Origin of the sequence: Brevundimonas diminuta (genome assembly GCF_039673845.1) — a bacterium.
Taxonomy (GTDB): Bacteria; Pseudomonadota; Alphaproteobacteria; order Caulobacterales; family Caulobacteraceae; genus Brevundimonas; species Brevundimonas diminuta_E.
The window spans coordinates 132575-156308 of the sequence record NZ_JBDJMK010000008.1 but is presented as its reverse complement, the minus strand read 5'-3'; the positions used below and the strand labels follow the sequence as shown (position 1 = coordinate 156308).

26 protein-coding genes are annotated in these 23734 nt (G+C 66.1%); 16 read left to right on the top strand and 10 right to left on the bottom strand.

Annotation, left to right across the window (positions count from 1 at the left end; translation table 11 throughout):
- The first annotated feature begins 79 nt into the window (after positions 1-79).
- The 3 genes from ABE454_RS10500 (at position 80) to ABE454_RS10490 (ending at position 4088) form a co-directional block, all read left to right on the top strand.
- Positions 80-1483, top strand: coding sequence for a pyridoxal-phosphate dependent enzyme (locus ABE454_RS10500; RefSeq protein ID WP_346531489.1), 1404 nt, complete (start codon positions 80-82; stop codon positions 1481-1483).
- 4 nt (positions 1484-1487) lie between these two features.
- Positions 1488-2651 (top strand): cystathionine gamma-synthase, encoded by a 1164-nt coding sequence (locus ABE454_RS10495; RefSeq protein WP_346531488.1) that lies wholly within the window; start codon positions 1488-1490, stop codon positions 2649-2651.
- Between the two features lie 210 nt (positions 2652-2861).
- Positions 2862-4088 (top strand): mechanosensitive ion channel family protein, encoded by a 1227-nt coding sequence (locus ABE454_RS10490; protein WP_346531486.1) that lies wholly within the window; start codon positions 2862-2864, stop codon positions 4086-4088.
- An 88-nt stretch (positions 4089-4176) separates the two neighbouring features.
- On the opposite strand, the gene ABE454_RS10485 is transcribed toward ABE454_RS10490, so the two are convergent.
- The 4 genes from ABE454_RS10485 to ABE454_RS10470 all read right to left on the bottom strand — a co-directional run bounded on the left by ABE454_RS10485 (position 4177) and on the right by ABE454_RS10470 (position 6489).
- A complete protein-coding gene (locus ABE454_RS10485; RefSeq protein ID WP_003164457.1) occupies positions 4177-4389 on the bottom strand; it encodes a cold-shock protein in 213 nt (70 codons plus the stop codon).
- A 168-nt stretch (positions 4390-4557) separates the two neighbouring features.
- Positions 4558-4764, bottom strand: a complete 207-nt coding sequence (locus ABE454_RS10480) for a hypothetical protein (RefSeq protein ID WP_346531485.1) — start codon at positions 4762-4764, stop codon at positions 4558-4560.
- Between the two features lie 64 nt (positions 4765-4828).
- Positions 4829-5524: a TorF family putative porin gene (locus ABE454_RS10475; RefSeq protein WP_346531483.1), complete on the bottom strand. Its 696-nt coding sequence runs from the start codon at positions 5522-5524 to the stop codon at positions 4829-4831.
- Between the two features lie 38 nt (positions 5525-5562).
- Entirely contained in the window at positions 5563-6489 is a 927-nt protein-coding gene (locus ABE454_RS10470) for an NAD(P)H-dependent flavin oxidoreductase (protein ID WP_346531482.1), read from the bottom strand.
- Between the two features lie 408 nt (positions 6490-6897).
- Between ABE454_RS10470 and queF the strand changes: the two genes are divergently transcribed.
- On the top strand, positions 6898-7359 hold the full coding sequence (gene queF, locus ABE454_RS10465; protein ID WP_346531611.1) for a preQ(1) synthase: 462 nt from the start codon (positions 6898-6900) through the stop codon (positions 7357-7359).
- 2 nt (positions 7360-7361) lie between these two features.
- Here the strand turns inward: queF and ABE454_RS10460 are convergent, their stop codons facing one another.
- Positions 7362-8522, bottom strand: a complete 1161-nt coding sequence (locus tag ABE454_RS10460) for a hypothetical protein (RefSeq protein ID WP_312991602.1) — start codon at positions 8520-8522, stop codon at positions 7362-7364.
- A gap of 164 nt (positions 8523-8686) precedes the next feature.
- Between ABE454_RS10460 and ABE454_RS10455 the strand changes: the two genes are divergently transcribed.
- Positions 8687-9559: a DUF817 domain-containing protein gene (locus ABE454_RS10455; protein WP_346531480.1), complete on the top strand. Its 873-nt coding sequence runs from the start codon at positions 8687-8689 to the stop codon at positions 9557-9559.
- 141 nt (positions 9560-9700) lie between these two features.
- Here the strand turns inward: ABE454_RS10455 and ABE454_RS10450 are convergent, their stop codons facing one another.
- On the bottom strand, positions 9701-10303 hold the full coding sequence (locus ABE454_RS10450) for a nitroreductase family protein (protein ID WP_346531478.1): 603 nt from the start codon (positions 10301-10303) through the stop codon (positions 9701-9703).
- 46 nt (positions 10304-10349) lie between these two features.
- On the opposite strand from ABE454_RS10450, the gene ABE454_RS10445 reads away from it, so the two are divergent.
- From ABE454_RS10445 to ABE454_RS10430, 4 genes are all read left to right on the top strand, one after another.
- The gene (locus ABE454_RS10445) at positions 10350-10979 is read left to right on the top strand and encodes an NUDIX hydrolase (protein WP_346531476.1); all 630 of its coding nucleotides are present in this window, start codon (positions 10350-10352) and stop codon (positions 10977-10979) included.
- Positions 10980-11007: 28 nt separating this feature from the next.
- The gene (gene cysE, locus ABE454_RS10440; protein WP_346531474.1) at positions 11008-11829 is read left to right on the top strand and encodes a serine O-acetyltransferase; all 822 of its coding nucleotides are present in this window, start codon (positions 11008-11010) and stop codon (positions 11827-11829) included.
- 49 nt (positions 11830-11878) lie between these two features.
- Positions 11879-12388 (top strand): hypothetical protein, encoded by a 510-nt coding sequence (locus ABE454_RS10435; RefSeq protein WP_346531472.1) that lies wholly within the window; start codon positions 11879-11881, stop codon positions 12386-12388.
- Between the two features lie 114 nt (positions 12389-12502).
- A complete protein-coding gene (locus ABE454_RS10430) occupies positions 12503-12709 on the top strand; it encodes a DUF3126 family protein (RefSeq protein ID WP_003164469.1) in 207 nt (68 codons plus the stop codon).
- A 102-nt stretch (positions 12710-12811) separates the two neighbouring features.
- Here the strand turns inward: ABE454_RS10430 and ABE454_RS10425 are convergent, their stop codons facing one another.
- Entirely contained in the window at positions 12812-13303 is a 492-nt protein-coding gene (locus tag ABE454_RS10425) for a hypothetical protein (RefSeq protein ID WP_346531470.1), read from the bottom strand.
- Between the two features lie 213 nt (positions 13304-13516).
- Between ABE454_RS10425 and ABE454_RS10420 the strand changes: the two genes are divergently transcribed.
- The 4 genes from ABE454_RS10420 (at position 13517) to ABE454_RS10405 (ending at position 17451) form a co-directional block, all read left to right on the top strand.
- Positions 13517-14383, top strand: coding sequence for a 50S ribosomal protein L11 methyltransferase (locus ABE454_RS10420; protein ID WP_346531469.1), 867 nt, complete (start codon positions 13517-13519; stop codon positions 14381-14383).
- Between the two features lie 170 nt (positions 14384-14553).
- Complete coding sequence (locus ABE454_RS10415) at positions 14554-16377, top strand: aminopeptidase P family protein (RefSeq protein ID WP_346531468.1); 1824 nt, start codon at positions 14554-14556, stop codon at positions 16375-16377.
- 16 nt (positions 16378-16393) lie between these two features.
- Positions 16394-16762, top strand: a complete 369-nt coding sequence (locus ABE454_RS10410) for a CidA/LrgA family protein (protein ID WP_346531467.1) — start codon at positions 16394-16396, stop codon at positions 16760-16762.
- Complete coding sequence (locus tag ABE454_RS10405; RefSeq protein WP_346531465.1) at positions 16759-17451, top strand: LrgB family protein; 693 nt, start codon at positions 16759-16761, stop codon at positions 17449-17451. Before ABE454_RS10410 ends, ABE454_RS10405 begins: the two co-directional genes overlap by 4 nt.
- 151 nt (positions 17452-17602) lie before the next feature.
- On the opposite strand, the gene ABE454_RS10400 is transcribed toward ABE454_RS10405, so the two are convergent.
- The 3 genes from ABE454_RS10400 to ligA form a co-directional block, all read right to left on the bottom strand.
- Positions 17603-18115 carry a DUF2147 domain-containing protein gene (locus tag ABE454_RS10400; protein WP_346531463.1) on the bottom strand — a complete coding sequence of 171 codons (513 nt, stop codon included), beginning with the start codon at positions 18113-18115 and terminating at the stop codon, positions 17603-17605.
- Between the two features lie 200 nt (positions 18116-18315).
- Positions 18316-18930: a 3'-5' exonuclease gene (locus tag ABE454_RS10395; protein ID WP_346531460.1), complete on the bottom strand. Its 615-nt coding sequence runs from the start codon at positions 18928-18930 to the stop codon at positions 18316-18318.
- 14 nt (positions 18931-18944) lie between these two features.
- A complete protein-coding gene (ligA, locus tag ABE454_RS10390) occupies positions 18945-21269 on the bottom strand; it encodes an NAD-dependent DNA ligase LigA (RefSeq protein ID WP_346531459.1) in 2325 nt (774 codons plus the stop codon).
- Between the two features lie 146 nt (positions 21270-21415).
- Between ligA and ABE454_RS10385 the strand changes: the two genes are divergently transcribed.
- The 3 genes from ABE454_RS10385 to ABE454_RS10375 all read left to right on the top strand — a co-directional run bounded on the left by ABE454_RS10385 (position 21416) and on the right by ABE454_RS10375 (position 23727).
- Positions 21416-22381, top strand: a complete 966-nt coding sequence (locus tag ABE454_RS10385) for a M20/M25/M40 family metallo-hydrolase (RefSeq protein WP_346531457.1) — start codon at positions 21416-21418, stop codon at positions 22379-22381.
- Between the two features lie 210 nt (positions 22382-22591).
- Positions 22592-23215 (top strand): methyltransferase family protein, encoded by a 624-nt coding sequence (locus tag ABE454_RS10380; protein WP_346531455.1) that lies wholly within the window; start codon positions 22592-22594, stop codon positions 23213-23215.
- Positions 23212-23727: a hypothetical protein gene (locus ABE454_RS10375; RefSeq protein WP_346531453.1), complete on the top strand. Its 516-nt coding sequence runs from the start codon at positions 23212-23214 to the stop codon at positions 23725-23727. The genes ABE454_RS10380 and ABE454_RS10375 overlap by 4 nt, the downstream gene beginning before the upstream one ends.
- Positions 23728-23734 lie beyond the last annotated feature (7 nt).

Below are 23734 nucleotides of genomic sequence, written 5' to 3'. Positions count from 1 at the left end.
TGAAAACTTGCAGGAGTTGACCGCGAAGGAGCGGACGCCCAGCTTTATCCTGAAACCCCGTGCAACGGAGCCTGCCTTCATGTCGATGACCGACACCCCTGTTCTCAGCCGTCCGGCGAAGACCCTGCTGGACCTGATCGGCAAGACGCCGATGGTCGAGGTGACGCGGATCGACACCGGCCCCTGCCGCCTGTTCCTGAAGCTGGAGAGCCAGAACCCCGGCGGCTCCATCAAGGACCGCATCGCCCTGTCGATGATCGAGGCGGCGGAACAGCAGGGCTGGCTGAAGCCCGGCGGCACCATCGTCGAGGCGACGGCGGGCAACACCGGCCTGGCCCTGACCCTGGTCGGCAAGCAGAAGGGCTATAAGGTCCTGCTGGTCATCCCCGACAAGATGTCGAAGGAGAAGATCCAGCATCTGCGCGCCATGGGCGCAGACGTGCGGCTGACCCGCTCGGACGTGCCGCACGGGCACCCGGAATATTACACCGACATGGCCGAGCGTCTGGCCCAGCAGATTCCGGGCGGCTACTTCGTCAACCAGTTCGCCAACGACGCCAACTCCGAGGCCCACTTCAAGACGACCGGCCCGGAAATCTTCGAACAGATGGACGGCGACATCGACGCCTTCGTCGCCGGCATCGGCTCAGGCGGGACGATCACGGGCAACGCCCAGTATTTCAAATCGCAGGGATCGAAGGCCAAGATCATTCTGGCCGACCCGGTCGGCTCGGCGCTGGCGGGCCTGATCAATGACGGCGTGGCGGGGCCGGACGGCAGCTATACCGTCGAAGGCATCGGCCAGAACTTCATGCCCGAGACGACCGATCCCGATCTGATCGACGTCGCCTATTCCATTTCCGACGCTGAGGCGATCGCCACGGTGCGCGAACTGCTGCTGAAGGAAGGCATTCTGGCGGGCTCGTCGTCCGGCACCCTGATCGCCACCGCCCTGCGCTGGTGCCGCGAACAGACCGAGCCGAAGCGGGTCGTGACCTTCGTCTGCGACACCGGCGCCAAATACCTGTCCAAGGTCTACAACGACGCCTGGCTGGCCGATCAGGGTCTGGGCGAGCGGGAGTTGCAGGGCGACCTGTCGGACCTGATCAACCGCAAATATGCGTCGGGCGACGTGGTGGTGATCGGGCCGGAAGACACGCTGGACACCGCCTTCAAGCGGATGCGCGGCGACGGCCTGTCGCAACTGCCGGTCATTCAGGACGGTCGTCTGATCGGCATTCTGGACGAGAGCGACATCGTCCAGATCATGAACACCGACGACATCACCCGTCCGGAGCGCTTCGCCAAGCCGGTCGCCTCGGCCATGACGCGTGATCTGGATACGCTGCAGGTGACGGAATCGCTGGACGCCCTGATCCCGGTCTTTGACCGCGACCGCGTCGCCATCGTGCTGGACGGCGAGACTTTTGTCGGCCTGATCACCCGCACCGACCTGATCAACCACCTCAGCCTGAACCGGTAAGCCCATGTCTGAACTGAAGAACCATCAGGGCTTCTCGACCCGCGCCATCCATGCGGGCCAGCGGCCGGACCCGACGACGGGCGCGGTGATGACGCCGATCTACGCCACCTCGACCTACGCCCAGGAAAGCCCCGGCGTGAACAAGGGCTATGAATACGCCCGCGGCAAGAACCCGACCCGTGAGGCGTTTGAGGCCTGCATCGCCGATCTGGAGGGCGGGGTTCAGGCCTTCGGCTTCGGCTCGGGCATGGCGGCGACCTCGACGGCGCTGGAACTGCTGGACGCCGGGTCGCACATCATCACCGGCGACGACCTGTATGGCGGCTCGTGGCGGCTGTTCGAGCGGGTGCGGCGCCGGTCGATGGGGCTGGACTTCAGCTATATCGACCTGACCGACCTGGCGGCGGTCGAGGCGGCGGTCACCGAAAAGACGCGGATGCTGTGGGTCGAGACGCCCACTAATCCGCTGATGAAACTGGCTGACATCGAGGCCCTGTCTAAGATCGCCAAGGCGCACAAGCTGATCCTGGTGGTCGACAACACCTTCGCTACGCCGTGGAGCCAGCAGCCGCTGGCGCTGGGCGCCGACGTGGTTATGCACTCGGCGACCAAATATCTGAACGGCCACTCCGACATTGTCGGCGGGGTTCTGGTTGCTAAAGACGCCGAGATGGCGGCCCAGCTAAAGTTCCTGCAGAACTCGGTGGGCGGGATCATGGGGCCGTTCGACGCCTTCCTGGCCAACCGGGGCCTGAAGACGCTGGGCCTGCGCATGAAGGCGCACAATGAGAACGCCCTGGCCGTCGCGCGCTGGCTGGAAGACAGGGCAGGGGTGGCCAAGGTCATCTATCCGGGCCTGGTCAGCCACCCGCAGCACGAGCTGGCCGCCCGCCAGATGAACGGCCGCTTCGGCGGTATGGTGACGGTGCTGATCGACGGCGATCTGGAGCGGACCAAGCGCGTGCTTGAGCGGGTTCAGGTCTTCACCCTGGCGGAGTCGCTGGGCGGCGTCGAAAGTCTGGTGAACCATCCGGCCATCATGACCCACGCATCGGTGCCCAAAGAGGTGCGCGAGGCGGGCGGCGTCACCGACAACCTGATCCGCCTCTCGGTCGGGGTCGAGGACATCGATGACCTGATCGCCGATCTGGATCAGGCGCTGGCCTAGAGGCTCTCTCTTTCCGTCATCCCCGGCCTTGTGCCGGGGATCCATAAACATGACGCCAGACGTGTAGACGCCAAGCGCAGACGGCGAATGCCTGCGCGTATGGATTCCCGGCACAAGGCCGGGAATGACGATGGAGAGGAAAGGCAGGCAGTCAGACAGTCGAACAGTCAGGGGGTTCAAATCCCCGGCGGGCCTGCCTAGGCTGGGGCCATGTTTGATTTCGACGCCATGCGTATTCGCCTGGCGGAGTTTCCGATCGCGGAGATGCTGATCGGGCTCTGTCTTCTCGCCCTTGTCGCCTTTATCGCGGACTTTGTGGTCCGCCGCGTCCTGACCCGGCTGATCCTGAGGGTCGTCGGGCGGGCGGTGCATGATCTCGACACCCTGTTGCAGCCCGTCGTGCGCAGCTTCACTCGTGTCGTGCCCGCCATCATCATCCATCAGGGGATCAGCGGGGTGCCGCACCTGGCGCCCGGCGTCGTCACCCTGATCCAGAACGTGGCCGGGGCCTTCATGATCGTGGCCGTGGCCATCGGCATCGGCGCTGGTCTGGACATGGCCAACGCCATCTACGCCCGCTCGCCGCGCGCCCATCGGCGCAGCATCAAGGGCTATCTGCAGGTCCTGAAGATCGTCATCTACGCCATCGCCACCATTCTGGTGATTGCGGCCCTGATCGACCGGTCGCCCTTGCTGCTGCTGTCGGGCCTCGGCGCCTTGGCGGCGGTGCTGATGCTGGTGTTCAAGGATACCATACTGTCGCTGGTGGCGTCGGTTCAGCTGAACTCCAACGACATGCTGCGTGTCGGCGACTGGATCGAGATGCCGCAGGTCAACGCCGACGGCGACGTCATCGACATCGCCCTGCACACGGTGAAGGTCCAGAACTGGGACAAGACCATCACCACCATCCCGACCTGGCGGCTGATCAGCGAGTCCTATCGCAACTGGCGCGGGATGCAGGACAGCGGCGGGCGCCGCATCAAGCGCTCCCTGCTGATCGACCAGACCAGCGCGCGCTTCCTGACCGAGGCCGAGCGCGAAAAGATGCGGCGTTTCCTACTGATCGATGACTATCTGGCCGACAAGACAGCCGAAATGGCCGACTGGAACGCCAAACTGGTCGCGGCCGGGCGCGACCCGGTCAATATGCGCCGCTCGACCAACATCGGCGCCTTCCGCGCCTATGTGCAGAACTATCTGGAGAACCACCCCGGCATTCGCCAGGACATGACGCTGCTGGTGCGTCAGCTGCAGCCGACGGAGACGGGGCTGCCGCTGGAAATATACGCCTTCACCGCCACCACGGCCTGGGCGGAATATGAGGCGATCCAGGGCGATATCTTCGATCACCTGCTGGCGATCCTGCCGGAGTTCGGCCTGCGCCTGTTCCAGTCGCCCAGCGGCGCCGACTTCGGCCAGTTGAAACCCGCATAAGAAAAGCGCGCAGAGGGCGACCCCTGCGCGCTTTAAATCCTGTCATCGTCGGCCCGTCATTGCTGACGCGGCTGGCGATGGAGCCGGATCAGCCTTCGGTCTTCAGTTGACCAGCCGATTCCTTGCCCGAGCGACGGTCGCGCTCGATTTCGTAGGAAACCTTTTGGTTTTCGTCCAGGCCGCGCAGGCCGGCTTGTTCAACAGCCGAGATGTGGACGAAGACGTCCTTGCCGCCGTCATCCGGCTGGATGAAGCCGTAGCCCTTGGTGGAGTTGAACCATTTAACAGTGCCGGTAGCCATTTTCAGGACCTCCGCTAGAAGTTGGCCTCAGAGAACGTCCCTGATGGCCTGTCGGGTCTGTATGGATCGGCTTAGACCTCGGTGCGCGGGGCAGAAGGCAGAGCGTTACGCAGAGAGATCGACCCCTTTAGGGTGGACCCTCCGGTGTCCTAATGCAAGAGCCGGGCGTCAGGGCTCGGCCGTTTCCGGCGGCGCGACCCAGTTTTCCTGACACAGCTTACGCAGCGCCGAGGTGATGGTCGAGCCGTAGAGCGCATCCTGAATCCGCTCATAGCCCTCAAGCTTCAGGGTCTGTTTGACGTCGCCCACCGTCCGGCAGGATCCGCTTTCAGCCAGTTGATACGCACGTTCCAAGGTCGTCAGTCGAAAGGTCATGGCGACAGCCTAGGCCTTTTCAAGCAAAAGGCGAAACCCGTCTCGCCCATAAGGGGAGCGCGGGTCAGAAATAGACGCTGACCCCGGCCACCAGGGCGTCGGCGTACTGCTCGCCCGGAACATCGGCGTTGGTGCCGTACCAGCGCAGTTCGGCCTCAAGGTTGCGGGTCAGGGCGTAGGTCGCGCCGATGTTGTAGCCGGTGTAATCGACGCTGTTGTCCTGCTCGCGGCGGCCGACCTCGGCCGAGACGTTCAGCTTGTCGGTGAAGTCCCAGCCGCCGCGCAGCGCCACCCACGTCCACGCCTTCACTGAACCGGCGCCGTCGGGCGAGTGCTGCAACCGCAGGCGCGCGCTGGCCGGGCCGATCGAGCGCTTCATGTCGGCCGTGAACTCCCACGACTTGTCGTCATAGCCGGGATCGGAATCGACCCGCCATTTGTGCGCGACGTTCAGGTCGAAGTCGAAGCCCGCCCATTGCGGACGCATGCCGCCGGTCAGCTCCAGTTCGAGGTCCGAGCCGCCGCTCTTTATCGTTTCAAAGGCGGGGCTGACGTAGAAGAGGCCGCTTTCGCTTTCCCATTCCACCGCGCCCCAGACGAAGGGATCGCCGTCCGACTTGGAGACGTCCTTGGAGCGGTTGTCCGTCGCGGCCCCGGCGCTGAAGCTCCAGCGGCCGGGCATGTCCTGTGCCTGTGCGGCCGTTGAGGCCAGGATCAGGAGCGGGGCGGTCGCCAGAAGGGCGGTCGTCAGGATGCGCATGAATCGGCCTCGAAAGGGGGTGACTTCGAGGCCGCTTCCTAGAGACGCTTCTTGTCGAATTTATCACAAGCCTGCGAAAACTCTTCCGTCAGCCGAGCGACCAGCTGCGCCGTTGTCGGCACGTCGTGGATGGCGCCCGACCCCTGACCGGCCGACCAGATGGTCTTCCACGCCTTGGCCTCTGCGCCCATGTCCAGCTTGTGCTCGGGCAGGGACTTGGGGTCGATCCTGTTCTCGACCAGCGACGGGGTCAGGAAGTTGGCCGGAATGCCCGAGACGGCAGGCGTATAGGTGATGTCCGCCGAGCCCGACTGGACGATCAGGTCCTTGTAGTGGGGCTGAGCCTCACTCTCGGTCGTGGCGATGAAGCGGGTGCCCATATAGGCGAAGTCGGCGCCCATCATCAGCGCCGCCGCCACGTCCTGACCGGTCGACAGGGCGCCCGCCAGGATGATGGTGCCGTCATAGAAGCTGCGCACCTCATTGATCAGGGCGAAGGGGTTCACGACGCCCGCGTGCCCGCCCGCACCGTTGGCGACCAGGATCAGGCCGTCGACGCCCGCCTCGGCGGCTTTGCGCGCATGACGTACATTGGCGATGTCATGGAAGACCACGCCGCCATAGCCATGCACCGCATCCACCACGTCGCGCACGGCGCCAAGCGAGGTGATGATCAGCGGCACCTTCTCTTCGACCGAGACCATCATGTCGGCCATCAGGCGCGGGTTGGTCGGGTGGACGATGTGGTTGACGCCGAAGGGGGCGGCGTCGGGTTTCAGGCGCGACTTGATCTCTTGCAGCCACTCCCGATAGCCCTCGGTCGTGCGCTGGTTCAGCGAGGGGAAGGTGCCGATCACCCCCGCATTACAGGCCTCGACCACCAGATCCGGCCCCGACACCAGAAACATGGGCGAGGCGATCACCGGCAGCTTCAGGCCGGACTGGAGGGAAGCGGGAATGGCCACGGGTCGTCTCTCCTGAGTTGCTTTTGACTACCTAACCGGCTGTCGTCGGGGAAGGCAATCACGCTTTCTGCTCATGACTGCGATCTTCTATTCCCGCTCATCCCGGCGGACGCCGGGATCCAGTAAGAGCCTCAAACGCCGGGCTTGAAATGGCGCTCCGGTTTTGTCGCCAAGCGTCCGTGGCCAAAGCACTGGATCCCGGCGTCCGTCGGGATGAGCGGTGTTGATGGATGTGCGCGACTGGAAGCCCGTCAGAAAAAAAGAGAGTCCAATTCGTCTGAATCGTCTGAAATCGCCCTTCGCCGTCCCCTCGACCGGGGCGCAGTCTAGCAGGGGTGAAACGGGGGGATGGCCGATTGCGGCGGGGGCGGCGTTTTCTTTGGCGAGGGGAAGGCCTAAATGGCGGGCATGACGCACTATACCGACAGCCTCAGCCAGCTCGGCGCCCAGACCGCCGCCCCGACGAACCCGCACGAAGCGGTGCTGGAGCGCGTGCCCAATCCGCATACCGACACGCTGTATGTGGCGCGCTTCACCGCGCCGGAGTTCACCAGCCTGTGCCCGGTGACGAACCAGCCCGACTTCGCCCACCTCGTCATCGACTATGTGCCGGGCGACTGGCTGGTCGAGAGCAAGAGCCTGAAGCTGTACCTGACCAGCTTCCGCAACCACGGCGCCTTCCACGAGGACTGCACCGTCGCCATCGGCAAGCGCCTGGCCGAGCTGCTGCAACCGAAATGGCTGCGCATCGGCGGCTATTGGTACCCGCGCGGCGGCATCCCCATCGACGTCTTCTGGCAGACCGGCGCGCCGCTGGAGGGCGTGTGGCTGCCGGATCAGGGCGTGGCGGGGTATCGCGGGCGGGGGTGAGGCTAGAGGGTCACCGTCAGGTTCGGGAAATAGGTGGAGATGGGGGTGTCCACCACGTAGTCGGCTTCAAGTGCGCGCCGGACTTGGTTCGCTACTTCGGCACGATAGGAGTCGATGCGGGGAACCAAAGAGTAGATATCGGTCGTATCGATGGATATAGTCCGCATTTGATTTACGTCGAATGGTAGTTTGTCAGTTGAGCGAATAAGTTGAACGATGGGTAGTTTGATTGCGTGTCTTAGAGCTAGTTCGTAAAATACATTTGGATTGTGAAACGATAGGTCTGCGATTACCAATCGAGATCTCATTATGTAGTCAATGATTTGTCGGGTGATGATGCCTGGCTTGTCGATAGAATCGGCCCGGATCACTTGAAGACCAAATGTCTCTAGGGCGGGTTCTACAATGGACCCGAGGAAGAGATCCGAATGCTTACGTGGTTCGGAACCCTCGTCACCGATCGGCGCAATGTAGAAGCAGGTGCTTTCGAACTGTGCATGCTCAGATGTAATTATGCTGCCAGACGGTACTGACGGACTTGATGATGAGCTTGGTGATGATGCCGCTGGCAACTCGCTCAGAAGCATATCCAAAGAAATGATACGCTCTGCGCCGGATAGGGTTTTAAGAAGTCCGGCAAAGCGTAGGTTGACGACGAATGTATCGACGGCTTCGGCAGCATGTTCAGGCTCGATCCCGGCATCTTTCGCGGCGTCGATCAGCACCGCATGAGCGGGAAGCTTATTGCCTACAAATTTATCGTATAGTTTCTGGAATGGCTCAATCCTCGAGATTGCCAGTTCTGTCCATACGCGGGCCTGCTCACGCCTCGTCACTTGTTCATCGACGGCCTTCTGCCCTTCGGGCGTCAATTCGATGTTGTCGGCTTGAACGCCTCCGCGCGTGAGGCCGTACTTCCCGGCGTTCACAATCAGTTGGCGAGACCCGCCACTTTCCGGCGATTTCCCGAGTTGATCGAAAAGAGTGAGCCGCTTCACGGGCTGCCCGCTCCCGATACGGAATATCGCTCTCGCAAATTCTAAGGGCTCTTCAAACGTTGAAGCCGGAAAGGACCGCTGAGATCGCTTTTTTCTGAGTGCTGTCTCGGCCTTCGAGGTTGGCTCAACTTCCGCCGGGGTCTTTGCCTTGGGGGTGCGCGCCATTGATCTTCTGTGCCTCCTTGGGCGTTCCTCGATTGCCGTTATTCCAATGTAGGCGGGCATGTGGTGCGCGGCAACGCTTGGGCGAAGAATACTTCTCCATTACGTGCGGTCATCCAAAGGACGCAGGTAGCTCGAATAGTTCAGAATCCGGCTAATCTTCTTCCATGACCCCATCCTCTCGCCTCCCGCTCGAAGTCTGGGGCCGTCGCCTGATGGCGCGCGCGGAGGCGTGGGCCGACCGCTCGCGGCTTCGCCGTTACGCCTATGAGTTCCTGTGGTTCGGGCTGAAGCAGGGGTGGGCGTGTCTGTTCGGCGGGGCGATGCTGGCGCTGATCCTGGGGACGTTTCTGTTCTGGCCGGATCAGGCGCCGCTGGCGCGCTATGACTTTCTGGTGCTGGGGGCGCTGGGGATTCAGGCGGCGATGCTGGCCCTGAAGCTGGAGAGCTGGGAGGAGGCGCGGGTCATCTTTCTGTTCCATGTCGCCGGGACGATCATGGAGTTGTTCAAGACCTATCACGGGTCGTGGATATATCCGGAGGAATCGGTGCTGAGGATCGGCGCCGTGCCGCTGTTCTCGGGCTTCATGTATGCGGCGGTGGGCAGCTACATCGCGCGGGTGCAGCGCATCTTCCATATCCGGGTGCGGAACTATCCGCCGCTGTGGACGACGTGGGTGCTGGCGGCGGCGATCTACGTCAACTTCTTTGCGCACCACTGGCTGCCGGACGTCCGGCTGGCGCTGTTCGCGGCGACGGGGCTGCTGTTCATGCGGGGGTGGTTCTACTTCACCGCCGACCGGACGCGGCGGTCGATGCCGCTGCTGCTGGGCTATGGGCTGGTGGCGCTGTTCATCTGGTTCGCGGAGAACCTGGGGACGTTCGCGCGGGCCTGGGTCTATCCGGGGCAGAGCGACGGGTGGGAGATGGTCAGCCTGAACAAGCTGGGGGCGTGGTTCCTGCTGATGATCATTTCGGTGGTGCTGGTGTCGATTGTGCACCGGCCGGAGGAGGAGGAGGGCATTATCCTCGCTGCTTAATTTCGCTCATCCCGGCGAAGGCCGGGACCCAGATTACATGGCGCAGAGGTAGGGGCGCAGGACGCCGGTGGGACAGTGGGTCAGCAGCGAGTCTTACAATCTGGGTCCCGGCCTTCGCCGGGATGAGCGGTGCGGTACGGGTTACGGCCGGGCCGTCACCTTGTGCGTCAGGTCGGGGCGGGGGCGTTCCAGCGGGGGCTCGGACAGGGAGCCGACGTGGATGAAGCCGGCGATGCTCTCGCCGTCCTCGACGCCGAACAGGGCGACGGCGGCGGGGTCATAGGAATACCAGTCGGTGATCCAGCTGGCGCAATAGCCCAGCGCATTGGCCGCGTGTTCCAGGTTCATGCAGACGGCGCCGGCGGACAGTTGCTGCTCCCAGACCGGCACCTTGTGGCCCTGAACAGGGGTGGAGACGACCATCAGGGTCAGCGGCGGATTGGCCAGCTTGGCCAGGGCGGCGATCTCCTTGCCGGTGCGGTTCTGGGTTTCGCCCAGCGTAGTCAGGGCCTGGGACAGTTCGGCGCGGCTGCGCGGGCCAAGGATGACGAAGCGCCAGGGGAAGAGCTTGCCGTGGTCGGGCGTGCGGGCGCCCAGCAGAAGCATCTGCTCGATCTCGGCGTCGGAGGGGCCGGGCAGGCTCAGCGACTGGGCCGGGGCCGAGCGGCGCACGGCCAGGCGCGACAGCAGCTCTTCCGAACGGACGGGCAGGGGCAGGGCGGCGGAAAGGTCTGACTGGCTCATAGGGGATAGCTAGGATTTTCCGGCGTCGGGCGCCATAGCTGGGGCCATGAGCCGCATACCCGACATCAAGCCGCGCTGGGCCGAGAGCCTGCCCGATACGCCGCCGTGGCGCAGTCTGGGCGACAGCGTCCTGATCGACACGCCGTGGATGCGGGTGACGCGCCATCCGGCGATCGCGCCGACGGGGGCGGAGGCCGACTATATGGTCGTGCGGCCGAAGAATGTGGGCACGGGCGTGCTGCCGCTGCATGACGACGGGACGGTCAGTCTGGTCGGGCAGCACCGCTTCGCCCTGATGCGCTATTCGTGGGAGATGCCCGAGGGCGGAGCGCCGGAGGGCGAAGATCCGTTCGAGGCCGTGAAGCGCGAACTGGCCGAAGAGGCGGGGCTGACGGCGGCGCACTGGCGCGCGGCGCTGGATGTGGACCTGTCGAACTCCATCACCGACGAGAGGGCGATGGCCTGGGTGGCCTGGGGGCTGGAGGCGACGGACAAGGCGCCGGACGAGACGGAGGTCTTCCTGTCGGCGCGGGTGCCGTTCCGGGAACTGATGGCCGAAGTGCTGCGCGGGGCGGTGCGCGACGGGCTGACGGTGGCGACGGTCTGGCGCGCCTACCATATGGCGCGGGAGGGCGAACTGCCTGCCGCGCTGGCGAAGGCCATGCTGGAGGCGTAGGATCGTCGCCGAAACCGAAGGAAGCCTGATGGCCAAGCTGGAAATCGTGCCGAAGCAGCCGGACCTGTGGGCGCAGTTGCGCGCCGCAGCCGAGGACGCTGCGCGCGAGGAGCCGCGTCTGGCGTCGCAGCTGAACGCCGTGGTCCTGGCGCATGACGACTTCGCCCGGGCGCTGAGCTTCCAGATTGCGCGCAAGCTGGGCGATGCGGAGCTGGCCGCCATGACGGTGCGCGAGGTGGCGCTGTCGGCCTTCATCGCCGATCCGGGCATTGTCGCCGCCGCCGAGGCGGATCTGAAGGCGGTGCAGGAACGTGATCCGGCGATCCGGTCGCTGTTGCAGCCCTTCATGTATTTCAAGGGGTTCCAGGCGCTGCAGGCGTGGCGCGTGGCGCACTGGCTGTGGGAGCAGGACCGAGACACCCTGGCGTTTCACTTCCAGAGCCGGATTTCAGAGCTGTTCCAGCTGGACATCCACCCGGCGGCGCGCATCGGGGCGGGGGTCTTCATCGACCACGGCACGGGCATCGTCATCGGCGAGACGGCGGTGGTCGGCGACGAGGTGTCCATGCTGCACGCTGTGACTCTGGGCGGCACGGGGGCCGAGCGCGGCGACCGCCACCCGAAGATCGGGCGCGGCGTCCTGCTGGGCGCCGGGGCCAAGGTGCTGGGCAATATCGAGGTCGGGGACTACGCCAAGGTGGCGTCCGGATCGGTGGTGCTGAAGCCGGTTCCGGCGGGCTGCACCGTGGCGGGCGTGCCTGCGCGGCTGGTCAACTGCCCGACCGACGCCACGCCCGCACGGACGATGGACCATACGCTGGCCGACATCGTCTATGACTTCGTGATCTGAGATGCGTCTCTTGCTGTCTGCGGCTCTGTTGATGGCGGGGAGCCCAGTCATGGCGCAGGACGATTATAAAGTTGTCGCGGCCCAAGCGCGTGAAGTGGATTTTGATCGTAAACGGCCTTTTGCAGGTCTCAACGAGATCGGCGCCTTGAGCCAAGAGTGGTCGGTCAACGCCTTCTACGCTGTCTTTCAGGGCGAGCACCCCAAACAGACGACATTTTGGGTTGTGCGTCGGGTCACGGGGGATCGGAGCGGAGCAAAGGCCGTGCGCTGGGCAGATTCACGGACTTGTCCTGTAGTAGAGGCGGTGCTGCTGGCCATGGAAGAGGTGCCCCCGGTTCGGCCTGACGCCATCGGCTTGGGCGTGGAGGCTCCGAATTTAGGGATCGTCTTTGATGGAACGTGGCACACCTTTTGGAACAGCAGCGCGCGCGCAGGCGACAACAACGCAGCCGTCAGATTTGAAATGCAGGGAAATGTGAATACCCCCTTTGCCCAATGGTGGTCTGAGGCCACGTCAATGCTGGCGCCTTGCTGGAGCGACGTCGCGCCCGAAGTCTGACGACGGTCCCGCCTGTGGACGCCTGACGCGCGGGCTTCCCAATCCGGGGCGGCTTCTCTAGGGTCCGCGGCCAACGACATGCGCCCCCTTCGGCGCCAAAGCGAGGCTGACCCCGTGACCGAGAACGATCTGAAGCGCGTCGAGACGCACCTGAAGCGCACCTTCAACCACGGCGGCATCAAGGTGAAGGCCCGCAAGGTCGCCGACTCCGCCGAAGTCTATGTCGACGACGAGTTCATCGGCGTGGTGTTCGAAGATGAAGACGAAGCCGGTTCCTTCATGTTCGAAATGGCGATCCTGGCCGAAGACCTGCCGGAATAAGCCGCCTGAACAGCGAGAATTGAAGAAGGCCGGAGAGGGCGTCCTCTCCGGCCTTCTTTGTCTTTGACGTTCCGGCGTTGAACGCCGCGAAACGCGGTCAGATCACCAGCCGAACAGGCGGGCGAAGAAGCCCTTCTTCTTGGGCGGGACCGGCGCCTCGACCGGCTTGACCGGTTCGGCCGGGGCGGCGGCGGGCGCAGCGGGTTGCACCGGCGGCGCGGCAGGCGTCGGCGCGGCGGCCACGACCGGTTCCGGCTTCGGCGCCGGCTTGGCCTCGGCTACCGGAGCGGGCGTTACGGGCGCGGGCGCCGCCGGGGCGACGGCCGCCTTGGGCGCGGCGGGTTTCTTGGGAGCAGCGGCCTTCTTGGGGGCGGCCGTCTTGGTCGCCGTGGCCTTGACTGCGGGTTTCTTGGCGGCCGGTGCCTTTGCCGCCGCCGTGGCCTTTACGGCGGTCGATTTGGTCGAAGCCGCCTTGGTCGTGGCCTTGACGGCGGGTTTGGCGGCCGCCTTGGGCGCGGCGGCCTTGGTCGACGCCGGGGCCGCAGCCTTTGCAGACGCCTTCGCCGGGGCCTTTGCGGCGGCGGGCGCCTTCACAGCCTTGGGCGCGGCCTTGGGTTTTGCGTCAGCTTTTGTCGCTGTTGCGCTCGACTTTGTCGCCGGTTTCGGCTTGGAAGCGGCGGAGGCCGCTTTCGCGGCAGGTTTCGTTTCAGACGGTGCTTTGGCCATAAACTCCCCGACCCCTCGTTGGACGCGGACGTGAGAACCAAGCCCGCACTGGCGATTCGTTATTATAACGGTGTTTAAGAAATGTCCGAATCCGCAGTTCAGGTGATCGCGCGCGGCGACCGCGCCCCGGCCGAGGCCGCCGCCGCCGCCATCGACGCCAACCCCCTGTTGGAGGGCGCCACCTACTCGATCCTGGAAGAGGATGAGGACCGCAATATCTGGCGCATCGACGCCTTTCCCACGACCGATGAAGAGGTTGACGGGCTGGTCGAAATCCTGCGCGCCACGCCGGGGCTGGAGGTGATCGTCGAGAAGCTGGCCGACGCTGACTGGCTGGCCATGAGCCTGTCGGGCCTGCCGCCGGTCGAGGCGGGACGCTTCTTCGTCTACGGCGCGCACGATCAGGGCAAGATCCCCGAGGGCCGGATCAATCTGAAGATCGACGCGGGCGCCGCCTTCGGCACCGGCCACCACGGCACGACGGTCGGCTGTCTGGAGGCGTTCGACAATCTGCTGAAGACCGAAAGCTTCGAGAAGGTGCTGGACGTGGGCTGCGGCACAGGGGTGCTGGCGATTGCAGCGGCGAAGACCGGTTCGCCCATCGCCGTCGGCACCGACATCGACGAACCCTCGGCCCGGATCGCCAATGAGAATGCGGTGACCAACGACGCGAAATGCGACTTCTATTTCGCCGATGGCCTGAGCGATGCACGCATTGCGCAGCACGCGCCCTATGATCTGGTGTTCGCCAATATTCTGGCCGCGCCGCTGGTGCATCTGGCGCCTGAGATCGGCGCGGCGCTGAAGACAGGCGGGGTCGCTATCCTGTCGGGCCTGCTGCGCACGCAGGAGGAGCGGGTGCTGGAGGCCTATCTGCCGTTGGGCTTCGTGGTGGAGCAGACGATCCATCATGATGCGTGGAGCGCGCTGCAGTTGCGCAAGAAGTAGGCGCAAGATTCTCCCTCCCCTTCATGGGGAGGGTGGCCGAGCCAAAGGCGAGGTCGGGTGGGGGTGCTTGGACTGTTCACGCGTTGCACCTGTGTCACCTGGCCCTCCCCACCCGGTCGCTGCGCGACCACCCTCCCCATGAAGGGGAGGGAGATGATACGGATGCTTTCATGCGCCAGACATTCGACGAAACCACCGATCCGTCCTTCGGGGCCAAGCACCTGCCTCTGCTCCGCGCCGAGATGGCCAGGCAGGGCCTCGACGGCCTGCTGGTCCCGCACGAGGACGAGCATCAGAATGAATACCTGCCCGACGCCAATGAGCGGCTGGCCTGGGTCAGCGGCTTCACCGGCTCGGCCGGGGCGGGCGTGGTGCTGAAGGACCGCGCGGCGATCTTCGTCGACGGCCGCTATACGGTGCAGGCCAAGGCCCAGACGGACGAGGCCCTGTTCGAGCGTCAACCGCTGAACAAACTGGCCGACTGGTTGGCGGCCGTGCCATCGGGCTCGGTGATCGGCTATGATCCGCGCCTGCACAGCCCCGATGCGCTGACCAGCCTGCGCGCGGCGGTTGAGAAGGCCGGGGCGACGCTGAAGCCGGTCGAGGCCAATCCGATCGATCTGGCCTGGGGCGACGCTCGCCCGGCCCAGCCGCAGGCGCCGGTGGTCCCGCATGAGGATCGCTATTCCGGCGAGGACGCCGCGTCCAAGCGCGCCCGCATCGGCAAGGCCATCGCCGACGCCGGGGCCGAGGCCGCCGTGCTGACGGCGCCGTCGTCGCTGGCCTGGCTGTTCAACATTCGCGGCGGCGATGTGATCCGCACGCCGCTGCCGCTGGGTCAGGCGGTGGTGAAGGCGGATGGGACGGCCCGCGTCTTCCTCGAACCGGCCAAGGTGACGAACGAACTGCCCGGCTGGCTGGGCGACGCCGTGACGCTGGAGGCGCCTGAGGCGCTGCCGGGCGCGCTCGACGCCCTGTCGGGGCGCAAGGTGATGATCGATCCGGCCGTGTCCTCGGCCTGGTATTTCGACCGGCTGGAGGCGGCGGGCGCCAGCATCGTGCGCGGCATGGACCCCTGCGCCCTGCCGCGCGCCCAGAAGAACGCCGTCGAGATCGAAGGCAGCCGTCAGGCGCACATCCGCGACGGCGCGGCTCTGACGCGCTTCCTGCACTGGGTCGATACGGTGGCGCAGAAGGATCTGCCGGACGAGCGGGCGGTGGTCGAGGCGCTGGAGGGCTTCCGCGAGGCTACGGGGATGCTGAAGGATCTGTCCTTCGACACCATCGCCGGGGTCGGGCCGAACGGCGCCCTGCCGCACTACAAGCCGGTCGGGGCCAAGATCCGGCCGATGGAGGCGGGCTCGCTGCTGCTGGTGGACGGCGGCGGTCAGTATCTGGACGGGACCACGGATGTGACCCGCACCATGGCGATCGGCGAGGGCACGGCGGATCAGCGCCGGATGTTCACCCTGGTCCTGAAGGGCCACATCGCCATGGCGGTGATCCGCTTCCCGGCCGGGACCAGCGGGCGTCAGCTGGACGCTATCGCGCGCCAGCCGCTGTGGAACGCGGGCTTCGACTTCGATCACGGCACCGGTCACGGCGTCGGGTCGTATCTGGGCGTTCACGAGGGACCGCAGCGCATCGCCGGATGGGGCACGGATCAGCCGCTGCTGACCGGCATGATCCTGTCGAACGAACCGGGCTATTACCGCGAGGGCGAGTGGGGCATCCGTATCGAGACGCTGCAGGTCGTCACGGCACCGGCGCAGGTCCCGGGCGGCGAGCGGCCGATGCACGGGTTCGAGCAGTTGACGCTGGCGCCGCTGGACCGCCGCCTGATCGACGTGGCCCTGCTGACGGCGGACGAGCGGGCTTACGTGGACGCCTATCACGCCGAGGTTCTGGCCAAGGTCGGGCCTCTGCTGGCCGACGGCGTGCAGAAGGACGAGGCGGCGCTGGCCTGGCTGAAGACGCAGACGGCGCCGCTGTAAAGGAGAAGCCCGGCCGATGATCGGCGCCATCGCCCTGCTGCTCGTCTGCCAGTTGGCGGGCGAGGTCATCCACCGGCTGACGGGCCTGCCCCTGCCGGGGTCGGTGATCGGCATGGTGCTGCTGCTGGCGTGGCTGGCCCTTGTTCCGAGGGAGCGGCTGACGCTGACGCAGGTGACGGGCTGGCTGACGGCGCATCTGTCGATCATGTTCGTGCCCGCCGCCGTCGGGGTGATGGAGGAGGGGGCGATCCTGTCGCGCCATGGCGTCGGCATCGTCGTGGCGGTGGCGGTCTCGACCCAGCTGACGCTGGCGGTGACGGCGCTGGTGTTCCGCGCCGTGGCGGGGCGGGCGGAGCCGGACGGCGAAGACGGGGGCGTGTCGTGAGCGGTCTGATCGCGACGCCCCTGCTGTGGCTGGCGGTGACGCTGGTGGTGTTCGAGGCGGCAGACATCCTGTCGCGGCGCAGCGGGCGCCATCCGCTGTGCCATCCGGTGCTGCTGGCGACGCCGGTGCTGATCGGGGTGCTGCTGGTGACGAAGACGCCCTATGCGACCTACGCCGAGGCGACGCAGGTGCTGGGCTTCCTGCTGGGACCGGCGGTGGTGGGGCTGGCCGTGCCGATCTGGGCGCAGCGGGCGACGATCTGGCGGCTGGCGAAACCGCTGGCCTGCGCCCTGCTGGCGGGGGCCGTGACGGCCATCGTCAGCGCGGTGGGCATCGTCTGGCTGTTCGGGGCGCCGGCTGAGATCATGGCCTCCATCGCGCCGCGCGCCACGACGACGCCGGTGGGGATGGCGGTGGCCTCTCAACTGGGGGGCATACCGGCGCTGGCGGCGGTGATCGTGCTGATGTCAGGGGTGTTCGGGGCGATGACGGCGACGCCGCTGCTGAACCTGCTGAAGATCAGGGACTGGCGGGCGAGGGGCTTTGCGGTCGGGGTGTCGGCGCACGGTTTCGGGGCGGCGCGGGCGTTTCAGGTGGACCCGACGGCGGGCGCCTTCGCTAGCCTGGGCATGGCGCTGAATGCGGTGGCGACGGCGACCATCCTGTCCATTGTGGCCAGTCTGATCTGAACCATCCGCTCATCCCGGCGGACGCCCGGACACAGTAAGAACCCCGCGCTCCGCACTTGACCAATGTGCTTGAAGCCAAAGCACTGGGTCCCGGCGTCCGCCGGGATGAGCGGGAGTGAAAGGGTGCGAGCGCCACTCACGCCAATCAAGCTTACTGGACGCGGGTCCAGGTCTGGGTCTTGCACAGGGGGGCGACGATGCAACCGCGCAGGCGCAGGGTGTTGTCGTTGGTCAGGGTGATGGTGCCGCGATAGGTGCCGCCGTCCTCAGGATTGTAGACCGAGCCGCCGCGCCATTCGGTCGGGCCGCCGGTAAAGCCGGACAGCATCTGCATGCCGCGCAGAGGACGGTTGCGCAGGGATTCATCCTTGTTGCGCTGGTCCTTCACGTCCGGATTGGCGCGGATGTGGCTGGAGGTGACGAGCGTGCCGCACAGGGCCTGACCGCAGCGTTCGATGCGGACCTGACCGCCGTTGGTCGGGGTCTGCCACAGACCCGTCGGGTCGCTGGCGAGGGCGGGGGTGGCGAGGGCGGCGGCGGCGACGGCGAGCGCCGTACCGCCGTTGGTCGGGGTCTGCCACAGACCCGTCGGGTCGCTGGCGAGGGCGGGGGTGGCGAGGGCGGCGGCGGCGACGGCGAGCGCCGTCAGGACGGAGGTCTTCATCGGCGTTTTCCTTATGATGGACCGTTTGAACGATCCTGGAGCGAAGGTCGATCCGCGTTTGGGCGCGAAACAAGGCCGAAATTGTGAACTTCACTCAATGATTACATGACGTTAGGGAAGGTTTTGTGCGCCGGCTGCGCCTAAGGCGATGGATTCGGGCGGGTTTCTTCTTTCCCAGAAAGTGGGAAGGAAGCGCGGGATCAGCCGCCGCGCGCGCGGCGGGGGCGGGTTCCGGCGTTGGAGCAGGGGGTGTAGCCGTCGCGCCAGATGCGGCCGGGCGTCAGGCGGCTGGCGTCGGCCAGGGCGCGGCAGTCGGCGGCCTGATGCACCTGCGCCGCCGCCAGAGCCACGGAGGCGCAGGCGAAGGCGTCCTCGGCCGCGTCGTGGTGGCGGAAGGCGACGCCCAGTTCGGCGCAGACGTTGTTCAGCTTGTGCGAGGGGAACTCGGGCCAGCTGATCTGGGCCAGCTTGACGGTGCAGAGGTAGTCGAATTCGGGATAGGTCAGGCCATAGTGGTCGCAGGTGTTGCGGATGACGCTGACGTCGAAGGCGGCGTTGTGGGCCAGCACGGTGCGGCCTTCGAGACGGGGGGCGATGGCGGCCAGGACGGCGGGGAATTCCTCGGCGTCCTCGACCTGTTCGGGGCCGATGCCGTGGAAGGCGATGTTGAAGCTGGCGAAACGCATCCCCGGCGGGCGGATGTAGTGATGCTCGACGGACTCGATAACGCCGTCGTTGATCCAGGCCAGGCCGATGGAGCAGGGGCTGGCCCGCTGCTCATTGGCGGTTTCGAAGTCGATGGCGACGGCGTGCATTACGAGATCATATTTCAGGCGATGAGGGTCAGCCACTCGTCCTCGGTCAGGACGGCGACGCCGTGTTTTTCGGCGTCCTTCAGCTTGGATCCGGCGCCGGGCCCGGCGACGACGTAGTCGGTTTTCTTGGAGACAGAGCCGCTGACCTTGGCACCGAGGCTTTCGGCGCGGGCCTTGGCTTCGTCGCGGGTGAAGCGTTCCAGCGAGCCGGTGAAGACGACGGTCTTGCCCGCCACGGGGCTGTCGGTCGTGGGGGCGGCCACGTCCTCGACGCGCTCAAGTTCGGCCAGCAGGGCGTCGACGACCTGAAGGTTGTGCGGCTCGTGGAAGAAGTGGGCCAGAGCCTCGGCGGCGACCGGGCCGACGCCGGAGACGCCCGCGATCTGGTTCAGCATGTCGGAGGGGCCTTCGTTGCGCGCGATAGCGGCCCAGCGCGTCAGGTCGGACCAACCGTTAGAGATTTCCGCCAGCGAGCGGCGCGCGGGCGCGGCCATGCCGGGGAAGGCGAGGGCGATCTTCTGATCCATCGGCGCCTCGGGCCACGGATCGTCGGCAGCGGGGCGGGCGTCGGCCATCAGGCCCAGAACGCGGGTGGAGATGGCGTGGGTCGCGGCCAGCGATTTCCAGTCGTCGCTGGCGAGGCCGTTTGCGGCGGCCATGCAGGCGTCGCGGAAGGCGGTCCAGCTGCCGAAGGCGCGCGACAGCACCAGAGAGGTCTGCTCGCCGATCTCGCGCACGCCCAGACCGAAGATCAGGCGGTCGAGGGAGATGACGCGGCGCGCGTCGATCCCGGCGATCAGGTTGCCGACGCTGGTCTCGCCATAGCCGTCCTCGGCCCGCAGCAGGGCCAGCTTCTCCTCATCGCGGGCGAGGCGGAAGATGTCGGCGGGCTCCTTGATCCAGCCGCGCGTGTGGAAGGCGATCAACTGCTTTTCGCCAAGCCCTTCAATGTCGAAGGCGCGGCGGCTGACGAAATGCTTGAGGCGCTCGACGATCTGGGCGTCGCAGATCAGGCCGCCGGTGCAGCGGCGCTTGACCTCATCCCCCTCGCGCACGGCTTCGGAGCCGCAGACGGGGCAGGCGGTGGGGAAGATGTAGGGCTGGGCGTCGTCGGGGCGCAGGGTTTCGACCACGCCGACGATCTGGGGGATGACGTCGCCGGCGCGTTGCAGGACGACGGTGTCGCCGATGCGGACGTCTTTGCGGGCGATCTCGTCCTCGTTGTGCAGGGTGGCGTTGCGGACCACGACGCCGCCGACGGTGACGGGGTGCAGGCGCGCGACGGGCGTCAGGGAGCCGGTGCGGCCGACCTGGATGTCGATGCCTTCCAGCACGGTCGTAGCCTGCTGCGCCGGGAACTTGTGGGCGATAGCCCATCTTGGGCTTCTGGCGATGAAGCCGAGGCGTTGCTGCCAATCCAGACGGTCGACCTTATAGACCACGCCGTCGATGTCGTAGCCGAGGCGGCTGCGGTCGGCCTCCAGCGTCTGATAGACGCCGATCAGGCCGTCGGCGCCCTCGACCCGGGCGGAGCGGTCGTTGACCTGAAAGCCCCAGCTGCGGAAGGCCTCCAGCGCGCCATGTTGCGTTTCCGCGAACGGGGCGGAGGTCTCGCCCCAGGCGTAGGCGAAGAAGGTCAGGGGGCGCAGGGCCGTGATCTTCGGGTCTTTCTGGCGAAGCGACCCGGCGGCGAAGTTGCGCGGGTTGGCGTAGGTGCGGCGCCCTTCCGCCTCTGCCGCCGCGTTGAAGACGTCGAAGGCGGCGTTGGGGGCGTAGACCTCGCCCCGGATCTCGATGACGTCGGGCCAGCCGGAGCCGCTCAGCGTCTGGGGGATGCTGTCCAGCGTGCGCAGATTGGCGGTCACGTCCTCGCCCGTCTTGCCGTCGCCGCGCGTGGCCCCCTGAACCAGCACGCCCTTTTCGTAGCGCAGGCTGGCCGAGAGGCCGTCGATCTTGGGCTCGGCGACGAAGGCGATGGGTTCGTCGCCCGGCAGCTTCAGGAAGCGGGCGATGCGGGCGACGAAGTCGCGCACCTCTGCGTCGTTGAAGGCGTTGTCCAGCGACAGCATGGGCACGCCGTGGCGGACCTCTGCGAACTGGGTGGAGACGGGGGCGCCGACGCGCTGGGACGGGGAAACGGGGCTGGACAGGGCCGGGAAGCGGGTCTCGATGTCGAGGGCGCGGCGCTTCAGTTCGTCATAGTCGGCGTCGGAAATCTCGGGCGCGGCGTCGGCGTAGTAGAGGGCGTCATGGCGCGACAGTTCGGCCGACAGGCGCTCCAGCTCTTCGCGCGCCTGGGCTTCGGTCAAGGTTTCGACGGGCGTGAGAAGGTCGGACATGAGAATCGCAGGAAGTCGGCAAAGGCGGAACGGTTCCTTATCATCCCCCGACTTTGATGGCAGACGCGGCATGACAGAAACGTAATCTGACGCGGCGGCCGGGGGCCGCTAGCGTCGCGCCTCAAAGAATCCTGCCGGAGCCGTCCATGCGTCCTGTCCTCGCCAGCCTGTCCGTGATCGCCGCCGCTCTGACGCTGGGCGCCTGTGAGACGACGCCCGCGCCTGTGGTCGAGACGCCTGCCGTCGAGGCGGCGCCATCGGGCGACTACGCTCAGTTGATGGACGACCTGCGCATCCTGTCGGCCGACGACATGCAGGGGCGCGACACCGGGTCCGAGGGCGGGGCCAAGGCGCGCGACTATATCGTGGCGCGGCTGGAGGCGCTGGGCGTTCAGCCGTCGCCGATGGGCCGACTGCAGCCGTGGGAGGCGCTGGGCCGCACGCGCGAGGGGACGAAGACCTATAACGGGACCAACATCATCGGCATGATCCCCGGCACGCGCGTCGCCGACAAATACATCGTGGTGACGGCCCACTATGACCATGTCGGCGTCAATGAGGGCCAGATCTACAACGGCGCGGACGACAACGCCTCGGGCGTGGCGACGATGCTGGAGCTGGCCAGACGGCTGAAGGCCAGCCCGCCCGAGCACAGCGTCCTGATCGTGGCCGTGGACGGCGAGGAGCGGGGGCTGCTGGGCGCCAAGCACTTTGTCGAAGCCCCGCCGGTGCCGCTGCACGCGATCTCGATGAACCTGAACTTCGACATGACGGCGCGGGCCGACAGCGACGGCAAGCTGTGGGTGACGGGGACGTATCAGCATCCCTATTTCCGCCCGGTGCTGGATCAGGTTCCGGCGCGCCGGAACGTCGCCTTCGCCTTCGGCAAGGACACGCCGGAGGACAAGGGCGCCGACAACTGGGTCGAGGCGTCGGACCATGCCGCCTTCCACCGCGCAGGGCTGCCGTTCCTGTATTTCGGGGTGAACTATCACCCGGACTATCACCGCCCCAGCGACACCTTCGACAAGGTCAATCCGGCGGTGTTCCAGGACGCGACCGAACTGGCCATCGGCGGGTTCCGCGTGCTGGATCGCTGGCTGGATCAGTAACCGCCGTCATCCCGGCCGCAGCGGAGCGAAGAGCCGGGACCGCCAAAGGCGTAGTCGTTCGGCGTGGGCGCCTCTTGCGGTCCCGGATAGCCCTGCGGGCTTCCGGGATGACGGAGTGGGGAAGCCGCGGCGAGAAGGGCGATCATTTTAAGCCTTGAAAGCGCCGTCAGGGCGGCGTTCTGTCGCAGGACATCAGTCGAGGAAACACAGATGTCGGCGACGCAAGGATTTGACCTTCAACGGGTGCAGAAGCTGCGCAAGGCGGCGTTGCTCGCTGGCTTGATCGGCGTGGTCGGACTGGCCTTCATCAGCCGGTCGATCGGCGGCGAGACCATGCTGCACGAAGGGCTGGAGGCGTTCGGTCTGGGCCTGATCGTCATCTGCATCGTCGGGCGGGCGTGGTGCTCGCTGTATATCGGCGGGCGCAAGAAGGCCGAGATCGTGGACCGCGGTCCCTATTCGATCAGCCGTAACCCGCTGTATGTGTTCAGCTTCATGGGGGCGTTCGGCGTGGGCGCGCAGACGGGCAGCGTGACGCTGGCGACGGTCTTCCTGTTGCTGACGGTTGCGGTCTTCTACGCCACGGTGAAGCGCGAAGAAGCGTGGCTGGCGGGCGCATTCGGTCAGACCTATGCGGACTATTGTGCGCGGACGCCGCGTTTCGGGCCGGACTTTTCCAAATGGCGCGACGCCGACAGTCTGGAGGTGCGGCCGCAGTTCTTTCTGACGACGTTGCGCGACGGGCTGGTCTTCCTGCTGGCCGTGCCGCTGTTCGAGTCGGTCGAGCATCTGCAGGACATGGGCTGGTTGTCCGCTCTGATTCAGCTGCCGTGAGGGCGGTTCCGGTTCTGCTGGCGGCGGCGCTGGCGCTGATGCTGGCCGCCTGCGAGCGTGGCGCTGCGCCCGATAAAGCGGCGCAGGCGTCGGCCTTCACCCATGATCTGCCTGAGGATGTGTCGGGCTACTATATCCCCACGACGGCGGTGCAGGTCGGCGACTGGCGGCTGCATCACCTGTTCATGGGGCAGGTTCCCGACTTCATGAGCTGGCGCGACGGGGCGCGGACGGCGGGCTATGCGCCGATCATGCTGGAGTTCGCGGCGGGGGATGAGGCACGGCGCACGCGGCTGATTCCGACGGCCTATGACGTGACCGAGGACCATGTGCGCTTTGAGGCGCGGTCGCGCGATCTGGGCGCGGTGTCGTTCGAGGGAAGGCTGGACCCGGATGCGCTGGCGAAGGCGCGGCGCAACCTGGGCGATCAGGGCGTGGTCCTGAAAGGCAGGCTGAAGGTCGGGGGCCGGACCTTTGACGGGGTGTCTATGCGGTGGTGGGCGGGGGACTGATCCCCCG

Excerpts from the sequence above, each read along its gene's own strand:
- ABE454_RS10500 (WP_346531489.1), top strand. The coding sequence starts at position 80 with ATGTCGATGACCGACACCCCTGTTCTCAGCCGTCCGGCGAAGACCCTG.
- ABE454_RS10495 (WP_346531488.1), top strand. The coding sequence starts at position 1,488 with ATGTCTGAACTGAAGAACCATCAGGGCTTCTCGACCCGCGCCATCCAT.
- ABE454_RS10490 (WP_346531486.1), top strand. The coding sequence starts at position 2,862 with ATGTTTGATTTCGACGCCATGCGTATTCGCCTGGCGGAGTTTCCGATC.
- ABE454_RS10485 (WP_003164457.1), bottom strand. The coding sequence starts at position 4,389 with ATGGCTACCGGCACTGTTAAATGGTTCAACTCCACCAAGGGCTACGGC.
- ABE454_RS10480 (WP_346531485.1), bottom strand. The coding sequence starts at position 4,764 with ATGACCTTTCGACTGACGACCTTGGAACGTGCGTATCAACTGGCTGAA.
- ABE454_RS10475 (WP_346531483.1), bottom strand. The coding sequence starts at position 5,524 with ATGCGCATCCTGACGACCGCCCTTCTGGCGACCGCCCCGCTCCTGATC.
- queF (WP_346531611.1), top strand. The coding sequence starts at position 6,898 with ATGACGCACTATACCGACAGCCTCAGCCAGCTCGGCGCCCAGACCGCC.
- ABE454_RS10460 (WP_312991602.1), bottom strand. The coding sequence starts at position 8,522 with ATGGCGCGCACCCCCAAGGCAAAGACCCCGGCGGAAGTTGAGCCAACC.
- ABE454_RS10455 (WP_346531480.1), top strand. The coding sequence starts at position 8,687 with ATGACCCCATCCTCTCGCCTCCCGCTCGAAGTCTGGGGCCGTCGCCTG.
- ABE454_RS10450 (WP_346531478.1), bottom strand. The coding sequence starts at position 10,303 with ATGAGCCAGTCAGACCTTTCCGCCGCCCTGCCCCTGCCCGTCCGTTCG.
- ABE454_RS10445 (WP_346531476.1), top strand. The coding sequence starts at position 10,350 with ATGAGCCGCATACCCGACATCAAGCCGCGCTGGGCCGAGAGCCTGCCC.
- cysE (WP_346531474.1), top strand. The coding sequence starts at position 11,008 with ATGGCCAAGCTGGAAATCGTGCCGAAGCAGCCGGACCTGTGGGCGCAG.
- ABE454_RS10435 (WP_346531472.1), top strand. The coding sequence starts at position 11,879 with ATGGCGCAGGACGATTATAAAGTTGTCGCGGCCCAAGCGCGTGAAGTG.
- ABE454_RS10420 (WP_346531469.1), top strand. The coding sequence starts at position 13,517 with ATGTCCGAATCCGCAGTTCAGGTGATCGCGCGCGGCGACCGCGCCCCG.
- ABE454_RS10415 (WP_346531468.1), top strand. The coding sequence starts at position 14,554 with ATGCGCCAGACATTCGACGAAACCACCGATCCGTCCTTCGGGGCCAAG.
- ABE454_RS10410 (WP_346531467.1), top strand. The coding sequence starts at position 16,394 with ATGATCGGCGCCATCGCCCTGCTGCTCGTCTGCCAGTTGGCGGGCGAG.
- ABE454_RS10400 (WP_346531463.1), bottom strand. The coding sequence starts at position 18,115 with ATGAAGACCTCCGTCCTGACGGCGCTCGCCGTCGCCGCCGCCGCCCTC.
- ABE454_RS10395 (WP_346531460.1), bottom strand. The coding sequence starts at position 18,930 with ATGCACGCCGTCGCCATCGACTTCGAAACCGCCAATGAGCAGCGGGCC.
- ligA (WP_346531459.1), bottom strand. The coding sequence starts at position 21,269 with ATGTCCGACCTTCTCACGCCCGTCGAAACCTTGACCGAAGCCCAGGCG.
- ABE454_RS10385 (WP_346531457.1), top strand. The coding sequence starts at position 21,416 with ATGCGTCCTGTCCTCGCCAGCCTGTCCGTGATCGCCGCCGCTCTGACG.
- ABE454_RS10380 (WP_346531455.1), top strand. The coding sequence starts at position 22,592 with ATGTCGGCGACGCAAGGATTTGACCTTCAACGGGTGCAGAAGCTGCGC.